At 68.5% G+C, this 10,714-nt stretch carries 9 protein-coding genes; 5 read left to right on the top strand and 4 right to left on the bottom strand.

The annotated features are described in order from the left end of the window. The first annotated feature begins 32 nt into the window (after positions 1–32). A complete protein-coding gene (gene dnaJ / locus ACM6LR_RS07085) occupies positions 33–1,211 on the top strand; it encodes a molecular chaperone DnaJ (RefSeq protein ID WP_414943423.1) in 1,179 nt (392 codons plus the stop codon). A gap of 5 nt (positions 1,212–1,216) precedes the next feature. Then, positions 1,217–1,648, top strand: a complete 432-nt coding sequence (locus tag ACM6LR_RS07080; protein ID WP_414937119.1) for a heat shock protein transcriptional repressor HspR — start codon at positions 1,217–1,219, stop codon at positions 1,646–1,648. A gap of 45 nt (positions 1,649–1,693) precedes the next feature. Here the strand turns inward: ACM6LR_RS07080 and ACM6LR_RS07075 are convergent, their stop codons facing one another. The 4 genes from ACM6LR_RS07075 to ACM6LR_RS07060 all read right to left on the bottom strand — a co-directional run bounded on the left by ACM6LR_RS07075 (position 1,694) and on the right by ACM6LR_RS07060 (position 5,969). After that, positions 1,694–2,308: a DUF305 domain-containing protein gene (locus tag ACM6LR_RS07075; RefSeq protein WP_414936753.1), complete on the bottom strand. Its 615-nt coding sequence runs from the start codon at positions 2,306–2,308 to the stop codon at positions 1,694–1,696. After that, positions 2,293–3,048 (bottom strand): lytic polysaccharide monooxygenase, encoded by a 756-nt coding sequence (locus ACM6LR_RS07070; RefSeq protein WP_414936754.1) that lies wholly within the window; start codon positions 3,046–3,048, stop codon positions 2,293–2,295. Before ACM6LR_RS07070 ends, ACM6LR_RS07075 begins: the two co-directional genes overlap by 16 nt. Before the next feature lie 158 nt (positions 3,049–3,206). Continuing rightward, positions 3,207–4,307 (bottom strand): globin domain-containing protein, encoded by a 1,101-nt coding sequence (locus ACM6LR_RS07065; protein WP_414943528.1) that lies wholly within the window; start codon positions 4,305–4,307, stop codon positions 3,207–3,209. A 456-nt stretch (positions 4,308–4,763) separates the two neighbouring features. Further along, the gene (locus ACM6LR_RS07060; protein ID WP_414936755.1) at positions 4,764–5,969 is read right to left on the bottom strand and encodes a globin domain-containing protein; all 1,206 of its coding nucleotides are present in this window, start codon (positions 5,967–5,969) and stop codon (positions 4,764–4,766) included. Between the two features lie 269 nt (positions 5,970–6,238). Between ACM6LR_RS07060 and ACM6LR_RS07055 the strand changes: the two genes are divergently transcribed. The 3 genes from ACM6LR_RS07055 to clpB all read left to right on the top strand — a co-directional run bounded on the left by ACM6LR_RS07055 (position 6,239) and on the right by clpB (position 10,649). Next, entirely contained in the window at positions 6,239–6,703 is a 465-nt protein-coding gene (locus ACM6LR_RS07055; protein ID WP_414936756.1) for a MarR family winged helix-turn-helix transcriptional regulator, read from the top strand. Positions 6,704–6,778: 75 nt separating this feature from the next. Next, on the top strand, positions 6,779–7,978 hold the full coding sequence (locus ACM6LR_RS07050) for an MFS transporter (RefSeq protein ID WP_414936757.1): 1,200 nt from the start codon (positions 6,779–6,781) through the stop codon (positions 7,976–7,978). A 73-nt stretch (positions 7,979–8,051) separates the two neighbouring features. Further along, the gene (clpB, locus tag ACM6LR_RS07045) at positions 8,052–10,649 is read left to right on the top strand and encodes an ATP-dependent chaperone ClpB (RefSeq protein WP_414936758.1); all 2,598 of its coding nucleotides are present in this window, start codon (positions 8,052–8,054) and stop codon (positions 10,647–10,649) included. The last annotated feature ends 65 nt before the right edge of the window (positions 10,650–10,714 follow it).

The raw sequence follows: 10,714 nt of genomic DNA, 5'->3' as shown, positions 1-10,714 counted from the left end.
CGGCGATACGGCGTGAAAGGAGGAGACGTTCGATGAGTGCACGGGAATGGATCGGTAAGGACTTCTACCGTGAGCTGGGCGTCTCCTCCGACGCCACCGCGGACGAGATCAAGAAGGCCTATCGCAAGCTGGCCAAGGAGAACCACCCCGACGCCAACGCGGGCAACGCGGAGGCGGAGAAGAAGTTCAAGGCGGTCTCCGAGGCTTACGGCGTTCTTTCCGACACGTCCAAGCGCAAGGAGTACGACGAGGCCCGGCGCCTCTTCGGCTCCGGTGGTCCCGGTGGCTTCGGCTTCCCGGGTGGCGGCGCCGGTGGCGGCGGATTCGACGTCGGCGACATCTTCGGCCAGTCGGGTGGTCAGCAACAGGCCGGTTTCGGCGGGCTCGGCGACATCCTCGGCGGCCTCTTCGGCCGTCGTGGCGGCGCCGCCGGTGCCACCGCGAACCGGCCGCAGCGCGGCGCGGACGTGGAGACCGACGTCCGGATCGACTTCACCGAGGCGGTCAAGGGCGCGACCCTGCCACTGCGGCTGTCGAGCCCGGCGACCTGTTCCACCTGCGGCGGGAACGGCGCGAAGCCGGGGACCACCCCGAGGACGTGTTCGAACTGTCAGGGCAGCGGGCTGGTCAGCCGGAGCCAGGGCGCGTTCGCGTTCTCCGAGCCGTGCCGCGACTGCCGCGGCCGCGGCACGATCATCGACGACCCCTGCCCGGAATGCGCGGGCGAGGGCGTCAGCACCCGCACCCGCACGCTGACCGTGCGGATCCCGCCGGGCGTCGCCGACGACCAGCGGATCCGGCTCGCCGGCCAGGGTGAACCGGGCCGCGGCGGCGCGCAGCCGGGCGATCTGTACGTCCGCGTGCACGTCGCGCCGCATCCGGTGTTCGGGCGGCAGGGCCTCGACCTGACGATCACCGTGCCGGTGTCCTTCGCGGAACTGGCCCTCGGCGGCACGATCACCGTGCCGACGCTCGAGGGCAAGGTCTCGCTGAAGGTGCCGCAAGGTACGGCCAGTGGCCGCGTGCTTCGCGTGCGCGGCAAGGGAATCGCCAAACGGGACGGCGCACAGGGCGATCTGCTGGTCACCCTGCAGGCGGCCATTCCGTCCAAAGTGGACGACAAGGCCCGTGAGGCCTTGGAGGCCTACGCGGAGGCCATGTCCGAGCACGACCCGCGACCGGAGATCACCGAACTTCTCGAAGGCAGGTGAGCACGATGTTCGGCGGGCTGCCGCACGACGGTGCGGACGAGGACACCCCGGTGTTCGTCATCTCGGTGGCGGCGCAGCTGTCCGGCCTGCACGCGCAGACCCTGCGGTCCTACGACCGCCAGGGTCTCGTGTCGCCGGGCCGGACCTCCGGTGGTGGACGTCGTTACTCCATGCGGGACATCGCGTTGCTGCGTGAAGTGCAGCGACTGTCCCAGTCCGACGGTGTCAACCTCGCGGGCATCAAGCGGATTATCGAGCTGGAGAACCAGGTCGACGCGCTTCGTGCGCGGATCGGCGAGCTGACGGAAGAACTCACGGCCGCGTACGTCTCCGCCGAACAGACGGCGGCGGCCGTGCATGCCTCCTACCGCAAGGACCTCGTCCCGCTGCGCCAGCAGACGGCACTCGTGGTGTGGAAGCCCAAGAAACGCAATTAGTCCTCTAGTTGCGAAGAATCGCAACTAGAGGACTAAACGCGGTCGTCAGCCGGGGACCAGTGTCCGGATCTGCTGGACCTCGCCGGTGCGCGAGTCCATGATCCGCTGGGCCAACGCCTTCGACTCCGGGTTCTTGCCGTCCTTCAGCTCGGTCCTCGCCAGCGCGACCCCGTTGTGCTGGTGTGCGACGAAGATGTCGGCGAAGTCGAGGGTGAACTCCTTGCCGTCCTTTTTGGACAAGGCGTCGAGCAGGCCTTTGTCCGTGAGCCCGTCGCCGCCGTGATGGTGGTGCGCGTGCGGATCCATCGAGCCCGTCTCGGGTTTGCCCCAGGACTTCAGCCAGTTCCGCATGTCGGTGGTCTCGGTCTGCTGCGTCGCCTCGATGGCCGCCGCGAGATCCTTGAGCTGCGGTTGCTGCGCCTGTTTGGCGTGCACCAGCTTGACGATCTCCACACCCTGTGCGTTGTGGGCGATCATCATCTGCAGGAACATCACGTCGGCGTCGTTGTACTCCGCGGACGCCGGGGCACCCGTCGCCGACTGGGGGAGCGGGGAGATCGGGGCGCCGGCGGTGCTGGGTGAGCCATCACCGGTCCCGCAGCCCGCGAGGGCCACGAGACCGGCGACGAGTATCAGGCCGAGCCTCACTGGCGCGTCCACAGCGCGGGTGTGTTCGGCGGTTCCCAGCCCTGGATCGCCGTATGCGCCAGCTGGCACCGGTAGCTCGCGCCGCCGTAGGTGACCGTGCTGCCGACCGCGTACGCCGTCCCGGCCGCCCAGGTGCCGCCCGCGGGCGGGTTGCTGGTGCTGGTCGGCGGGTTCGACGTCGTGGGCGGGTTGCTGGTGGTGGGCGGGTTGCTGGTGCTGGTCGGCGGGTTGCCGCCGCCGATCTGCAGGTCGATGCAGCTGTAGAAGGCCATCGGCGTATCCGCGATGTTCCAGATGGCGAGCACCTTCTGGCGGCCGCTGAAGCCGTTCAAGCTCACCGTGTGGGACGTCGGGTCCTTCGGCGCGGAGTTGTTCCCGCTGATGTTGGCGATCCTGGTGCCGCCGATGTAGTACTCGTAGTTCGTGGTCCGGTGGTAGGCGGTGAACTTCCAGTTGAAGGTCACGCTGTTGCCGACCGAAGCGGCGGGCCACGGCTTCGAGTCGTCGTTGAGCTGCGCGAACCCGGGGAGGCCGCCGTTGCAGCTGCGGAGCCCCTTGGGGCCCTCGACGCTCTGCGGTTCGTAGGCGATGCTGCCGCAGCCGGAAACTTTGCCCTGGGCGCAGTTCGCCTGGCGGCTGGGCGGGGTCAGCACGTAGCCGTGCGCGCTGGCCACCTGCGGGATGGCCACGATGGCGATCGGGGCGAGGATCGCCCCGGCGGCGGCTGCCACGAGTTTGCGTTTGACGGTCATGCCGGCTCCTGAGGTGGAACGACGGTGTTCCCGCGAGGGGGAGCAATGTGGTCTAGACCATAAATCCGACGGTGACCGCGGTCAATGGTTCATGGACCTACTGCTGCGTAAAGCCCAAGTAGTACGGCCGAACGGCCTAATACGAACGAATCGCCCGCTCAATCCAGGGTGAAGGGGTCGTACTTGATCCTCGCCAGGTCCGTGCCCGCGCCGAGCAGTTTCGCGATCGTCGCGCGGATCATCGCCGGAGACCCGGCGACGTACACGTCGCGGTCCTTCCAGGCGCCGCGCTGCGTGACCGCCATGGCCAGCGTGCCGCGGTCACCGCCGGGGACGGTGCCTTCCTCGGTTACCGGGGTCACCGTCAGCCAAGGGCAGGTGACGGCCAGCCCGCGGAGATCGTCGAGGGCGTAGAGGTCTTCCGGTTCGCGGCCGCCGAAGAACAGGTGCACCGGCGGGTTGTGCTTCCAGCGCGACATTTCGTCGAGCAGGGCGAGCAGCGGCGCGATCCCGGTGCCCCCGCCGATCATCAGCAGCGAACGGTTTTCCGTGTGGTGCACCGAAAGCGCGCCGAGTGAGGGGCCGAGGCGCCAAACGTCGCCGACCCGGGTGTGGTGGACGATCGCGCGCGAGACCCAGCCGCCGCGCACGGCGTGCACGTGGAACTCCAACATCCCGTCGTCGTGTGGCGCGGTCGCCGGCGAGAAGTACCGCCACATCCGGGGCCGCTGCGGGACTTCGACGCTGACGTAGCCGCCGGCCCGGTACGGGAGCGGCTGGTCGGTGCGCACCTTGATGACGGCGACGTCGCGGGACGCGGGACGGTGTTCGACCACGGTCGCCTTCCACCACGCGGGCCCGATCTCCTTGACGGCGGCCTCGCGCATGCTTGTCGAAATGACGCCGTACGCGGTGACCCAGGCGTCTTCCACCTCGGGTGTCCAGTCGTCTTTCGAGAACCGTTTCAGTGCGGCGATCAGCGCGACACCGACTGCGTCGTAATGGCGGCCGAGGACGTCGAACTTCCGGTGATCCCGGCCGAGCTGGCCGAGGAAGGTGGCCAGTTCGTCGGGCCGGTCCACCATCTGCACGACGTAGACGAGCGCGCGCAGTAAACGATTTCGTTGCGTGGCCATGGTGATCGGGAACAATGCCCTGGCGTCCGGTGAAACGGAGAAGAGCACCCCGTAGAAGTACTGGGACAGCTCCTCGGCCTTGGCTTCGACGGCGGCGAAACTCTCCCGGATGAGTTTGGCCAGCTGGACGGTCTTGTCCGCTGAGGGCGCTTCGACCAGTGGCGGGACGGGAACCGGTGAAGATCTCGACGAACTCGGTGGATGTTCGTATTTCACTGTTTCGGCTGCCATGGGTGACGATGTTCTCCAGTTTGATCGGGCATATTCTCCAAACCCGATGTCGTGATCGTGCTCGTGGTCCCCCGAAGGTTCTCGACTGTATGCCCGAAGGTCGGAAAAGGATCCGGGAATGGATGTTTCCCGCTCGAACGGACCAAACGATATACGCGCCGTCAACCCCGTCTGGCACTAAGTAAAAATGATCATGCGAGTCCGTTTTCCGTTGCCTGCCAGTGATTTTCGCAGTTCGCGGCGAAACATGATCCGCCGATCGAGTGGCGTTCTTTCCGCGATCAGCCGGTTACGTAACGGTGCGCGGACTTTCGCTGATCTCCATTGTGGAGTCGCCTTCACCGACGACTAGTCGATGGTGAAGGGGTCGTACGCGATCTGGTCGAGCGCGCTGCCCGCGACCAGCATCCGGGACACCGTCGCCCGGATCATCGTGGGCGAACCGGACACGAGGATTCGGTGCCCCGGCCAGGATCCTTGCTGGGTAACGGCTTCCGCGAGCGTGCCCTGTACACAACCGGGGGCTTCGTCACCGCGTTCGACCACCGGGGTCACGGTGAGCCAGGGGTTCGTGGCCGCGAGGGCACGCAACTCGTCGAGGTCGTACAGGTCCTCACGCGACGGTCCACCGTAGAACAGCTGGACGTCGGGGTTCTCGCCCCATTGCGCGAGGTCGTCCAAAATGGCGCGCAACGGCGCGACGCCGGTACCGCCGGCGATCATCAGGACGGGGCGGGCGTCGGCCCGGTCGACCGCGAGCCTGCCGAGCGGCGGCCCCAGCCGCCAGACGTCGCCCGCCTGCGTGTGGCTCACGATGGCCCTGGACACCCAGCCGCCGTCGACGGCGCGCACGTGGAACTCGATGCCACCGTCCTCGCGCGGCGCGTTCGCCGGGGACAGGTAGCGCCAGAGCCGCGGCCGCTGCGGGACCTCGACGCTCATGTACTGACCGGGCTGGTACGGCACCGGGAATTCGGGCTGGACGCGGACCAGGGCGAGATCCCAGGTGAGCCGCCGGTGTTCGAGCACGGTTGCCGACCACGACGCCGGGTTGACGTCGGCCGCGGCGGCCTCCTGCATCGCGCGGGCGACGATGGTGAACGCCTCCGCCCATGCCCGTTCGACCTCCGGTGTCCAGTCCGGGCCGAGGTGGTTCTTGAGCGAGGCGAGCAGTGCCGTGCCGACGGCCTCGTAGTGCCGGGGGATGACGCCGAACTTGCGGTGGTCGCGGCCGAGCTGGGTCAGGAACGGCACGAGGTCGTCCGGCCGGTCGACCATCTGCACGATGTGGACCAGCGCGCGCACCAGCCTGCCGCGCTGGACCTCCATGTTGATCGGGAAGAAGTCCCGGGTGGCGGGCGCGAGGGTGAACAGCATCCCGTAGAAGAACTGGGAGATCTCCGGAATGAAGGGCTCCGACTTCGCCCAGGTGTCGCGGATGAGCCGCACCATCGCGGTGACCGCGGGCGGGGCTTCCCGTGGCGCGGAGGACCGCGGGACGGGACTGATCGCGTCGGCCGTCACGGGCGCGGATTCACTGATCGGGAAGTGCATACCGGAAGGGGATTCCGACGGTTCACGGACGAGGGACCACTGGAGAAGAATTCACGGTTCATTCACCTCTCCGGTCAGTGGCTGTCCGCCGGTCGGCTGGTTCCGGCTCGTCCGCGAGACTAGCTGCCGAGAGCCCTTTTGCCCGCATCGTTGCTCCGGACGGGTGTACTCGAAACCAGGCCGCAGTGGGCGATCTCACGAGGTAAATAGTTGCCTTGCGCAAGTGTTGCCGAATAAAGTTGTATTGTACAAGTAGCTGGGAGGCAACGATGAGCTCCGCCGACGACGCCAGGGTCGAACTGATGCGTGAGTTGAAGGCCGCCTCCCACTTGCAGCACGCGTGGATCATGCAGGCCTGGCAGGACGACCCCGGTTTGCATCCCGCCGCCGCGATGCTGCTGTCCGATCTGGCGAAGCACGGCGAAGCGCGCCCTTCGGAACTGGCCAAACGACGTTTTGTGGACCTTTCGGTCGTGAGCCGTCAGATCTCCCAGCTGTCCGCGGCGGGGATGGTCGACCGACGTCCCGCGCCCGAGGACGGCCGTGCGTCGATCATCAGCATCTCCGAACAGGGGCGCGCGGAACTGGGTCGCAGACGGGCGGGCTATCTGGCGTTCATGGAGCGTGCGCTCGGTGACTGGGACGAAGAGAAGGTCCTCGAGTTGACCACGCGCCTCGCCGAGATGAACGCCGACGTTCGCGCCGTCCTGTCGGTGCGGACGTGCGACGTTTGACGTCCGCCGTTCCTACCCGCCGGTCTTGACTGAACGGACCTTTCGTAGCGCTGTGACGCCGGTAGCGTCGAAGTCGTGCGGAGCCGGGTCGCGTTGCTGGTCGCCTTGGGTATCGACAACTTCGGCTCGGGACTCTTCCTCCCGCTCGGGCTGGTCTTCGTCATCCGTGTGGTGGGTCTGCCCCTCGCCCAGGCGGGGCTCGCGGTCACTCTCGGTGCGTTCGCCGGTCTGCTCGTTCCCGCGTTCGCCGGGCGGCTCGTCGACCTGTTCGGCTCGCGCACGGTGATGATCTGCTCCCATCTTCTGCAAGCCGCCGGGGCGGGCGCGTTCCTGCTGGCCGGTGGTTTCGCCGGGGTCGTCGGCGCGTCGGTCATGCTCGCGGCCGGGCAACAGCTGTTCTACAGCTCGCAGTTCTCGCTCATCGCCGACGTCGCGGGCGAAGGCCCGAAGGACCGGCCGTTCGCCGAAGCCGCGATGGTCCGCTCCGCGGGCTTCGGGCTCGGCGGGCTCGCGGCGGCCGTGCTGCTGGTGTGTGCCGGGGCTGAGGGCCTCTATGTCGCCGTCATCGTCGACGTCTTCACCTTCGTCGTCGCCGCGGCCATCCTCGCGACACTGATGCCGCCGCTGCCGCGGCACACGCGACGGCTCTCGGGGCCCGCACGGGTCTGGCGGAACCGCCCCTACCTCTCGCTGATCGTGTTCAGCGGGCTCTTCGCGCTCACGATGGACTTCTTCCTCATCGGGATGCCGGTGTACATCTTCAACGCGCTGCAGGGTCCTGGCTGGCTTCCCGGCGCGATCATCGCCCTGCTCACCGTCGTCACCAGTCTGGGTGGTGTCGTCGGGTTGCGGCTCACCCGGCGGCTGACCCGGATCGCCGCGATGCGCGCGGGCTCGGCGTTGTTCGCGGTGTGGTGCCTGGCGTGCCTCGCGGTGGTTTTCGTCCCGAAGGTCCTCCAGCCGATCTACCTGCTCGGAGCGACCCTCGTGCTGGCCGCGGGCGATCTCGCGTTCGGCCCGCGGTCCGGGGCGCTGGCCGAAGCCGCGGCGCCGCCGGAGGCGCGAGGGCGGTATCTGGCGGCCTTCCAGTACGCGTTCACCCTCGCCGCGATGATCGCTCCGGCCGTCGTCGCGCTGTTCTCCGTGGCAGTCTGGATCCCGTGGGTGCTCGTGGCCGCGTGCGCCTGCGCCGCCGTCGTCGGCCTCGGCAGGGTGGGCCCGCGCCTGCCCGCGGAGGCGGTCTCGCCGGGTGGCGGCGGAGGAATTCAGAGTTGAGCGGAACAGACTCAACTTTCCTGGCGTTGTACCTGTCGACAACAGCATCGCAGGACCTAGCACGAGGTGAGGGATGGACGCTTTCAACCCGACCACGAAGACCCAGCAGGTGATCTCGTCGGCGGCGCAGGCGGCCACGATGGCGGGTAACCCGCACGTGGCGGCCGCGCACCTGCTCGGCGCCCTGCTGGCGCAGGGTGAGGGGCTCACCGCACCGCTGCTGACCGCGGTCGGGGCCGACCCCGCGCAGGTGCACAAGGAGCTGGAGCCGCTGATCGCGGCGCTGCCCTCGGCGACCGGTGCCACCGTGTCGAGCCCGCAGTTCGACGCGCACGCCGTCAAGGCGCTGACCCACGCGCAGAAGCTCGCGACCGAACTCGGCGACGAGTACGTCTCGACAGAGCACCTTCTCGTCGGCCTCGCCACCGAAGGCGGCCCGGTGGCCGACCTGCTCAAGCGGCACGGCGCCACCCCGGACGCGCTGCGCGAGGCGTTCGCCAAGGTGCGCGGCTCCGCGCGGATCACCAGCGCGGATCCGGAGAGCACGTTCAAGGCGCTGGAGAAGTACGGCGTCGACCTGACCGAGCGCGCCCGTGCCGGTGAGCTGGACCCGGTGATCGGCCGTGACACCGAGATCCGCCGCGTGGTGCAGGTGCTCTCGCGCCGCACCAAGAACAACCCCGTGCTGATCGGCGAGCCCGGCGTCGGCAAGACCGCCATCGTCGAGGGGCTCGCCCAGCGCATCATCGCCGGTGACGTGCCGGAGTCGCTTCGGGGCAAGCGGGTCGTGGCGCTGGACCTCGGCTCGATGGTCGCGGGCGCCAAGTTCCGCGGCGAGTTCGAAGAGCGGCTCAAGGCCGTGCTCAAGGAGATCACCGACTCCGCGGGCGAGGTCGTCACCTTCATCGACGAGCTGCACACCATCGTCGGTGCGGGCGCGACCGGCGAGGGCGCGATGGACGCGGGCAACATGATCAAGCCGATGCTCGCCCGCGGCGAGCTGCGGATGGTCGGCGCGACCACGCTCGACGAGTACCGCCAGCACATCGAGAAGGACGCCGCGCTGGAGCGGCGCTTCCAGCAGGTGCTGGTCGGCGAACCGTCCACAGAGGACACGATCGGCATCCTGCGCGGGCTCAAGGAGCGGTACGAGGTGCACCACGGTGTGCGCATCACCGATGCCGCGCTGGTCGCCGCCGCGACGCTGTCCGACCGCTACATCACCGCCCGGTTCCTGCCGGACAAGGCGATCGACCTGGTCGACGAAGCCGCGTCGAAGCTCCGCATGGAGATCGATTCGCGGCCGGTCGAGATCGACGAGGTCGAGCGCGCCGTGCGGCGGATGGAGATCGAGGAGATGGCACTGTCCAAAGAGGACGATGCCGCCTCGAAGGACCGGCTCGCCGTGCTGCGTTCGGAGCTGGCCGAGAAGCGGGAGACGCTGACGGCACTGACCGCGCGCTGGCAGAACGAGAAGGGCTCGATCGAGCGCGTCCGCGACCTCAAAGAGCAGCTGGAGCAGCTGCGCGGCGAATCCGAACGCGCCGAACGCGACGGCGACCTCGGCAAGGCCGCCGAACTTCGCTACGGCCGGATTCCCGCGCTGGAGAAGGAGTTCGAGGCCGCGATCGCGGCCAGCGAGGTCAGCCAGCAGAACGTCATGCTGAAGGAAGAGGTCAGCGCGGACGACGTCGCAGACGTGGTCAGCGCCTGGACCGGCATCCCGGCGGGACGGCTGCTGGAGGGCGAGACGGGCAAGCTGCTCCGGATGGAGGACGAGCTCGGCAGGCGGGTCGTCGGGCAGAAGGAGGCCGTGCAGGTCGTCTCGGACGCGGTGCGCCGCACCCGGGCCGGCGTCGCGGACCCCGACCGGCCGACCGGTTCGTTCCTGTTCCTCGGCCCGACCGGGGTCGGCAAGACCGAGCTGGCGAAGGCGCTGGCGGAGTTCCTGTTCGACGACGAGCGGGCGATGCTGCGGATCGACATGAGCGAGTACGCGGAGAAGCATTCGGTGGCGCGCCTGGTCGGGGCACCGCCGGGGTACGTCGGCTACGACCAGGGCGGGCAGCTGACCGAGTCCGTGCGCAGGCGGCCGTATTCGGTGGTGCTGCTGGACGAGGTCGAGAAGGCGCACCCGGACGTGTTCGACGTGCTCCTGCAGGTGCTCGACGACGGACGGCTCACCGACGGCCAGGGCCGCACGGTGGACTTCCGCAACACGATCCTGGTCCTGACCTCGAACCTCGGTTCGCAGGCCATCGCCGATCCGGCGCTCGACGAGCGCCAGCGCCATGACGCGGTGATGGCGGTGGTGCAGCGGCAGTTCAAACCGGAGTTCCTGAACCGGCTGGACGACATCGTGGTCTTCCACGCGCTCGGCACCGACGAGCTGACGTCCATTGTGGACATCCAGATCGATCGGCTCGCCTCGCGGCTCTCGCGGCGCCGCCTGACGCTGGAGGTCACCGCCGGGGCACGCGAGTGGCTCGCGCTGAACGGCTTCGACCCGATCTACGGCGCGCGGCCGCTGCGGCGGCTGGTGCAGTCGGCGATCGGGGACAAGCTGGCGAAACAGTTGCTGGCCGGTGAGATCCGCGACGGCGACACGGTCCGGGTGGACATCCCCGCCCAGGAGGCGTCGGAGGCCCTGACGGTCAGCCGGGTGGAGTGAGCTAGCGGTCCGTGAAGGCCTCCTTGAGGGACCCAGAGTCCCTCAAGGAGGCCTTCACGGACTTG

The sequence above is a fragment of the Amycolatopsis sp. cmx-11-32 genome, from assembly GCF_047608695.1.
Taxonomy (GTDB): domain Bacteria; phylum Actinomycetota; class Actinomycetes; order Mycobacteriales; family Pseudonocardiaceae; genus Amycolatopsis.
This window is presented reverse-complemented; position numbering and strand designations above follow the sequence as displayed.

Coding starts and splice junctions, on each gene's coding strand:
- ACM6LR_RS07080 (WP_414937119.1), top strand. CDS start 1,217: ATGTTCGGCGGGCTGCCGCACGACGGTGCGGACGAGGACACCCCGGTG.
- ACM6LR_RS07070 (WP_414936754.1), bottom strand. CDS start 3,048: ATGACCGTCAAACGCAAACTCGTGGCAGCCGCCGCCGGGGCGATCCTC.
- dnaJ (WP_414943423.1), top strand. CDS start 33: ATGAGTGCACGGGAATGGATCGGTAAGGACTTCTACCGTGAGCTGGGC.
- ACM6LR_RS07060 (WP_414936755.1), bottom strand. CDS start 5,969: ATGCACTTCCCGATCAGTGAATCCGCGCCCGTGACGGCCGACGCGATC.
- ACM6LR_RS07055 (WP_414936756.1), top strand. CDS start 6,239: ATGAGCTCCGCCGACGACGCCAGGGTCGAACTGATGCGTGAGTTGAAG.
- clpB (WP_414936758.1), top strand. CDS start 8,052: ATGGACGCTTTCAACCCGACCACGAAGACCCAGCAGGTGATCTCGTCG.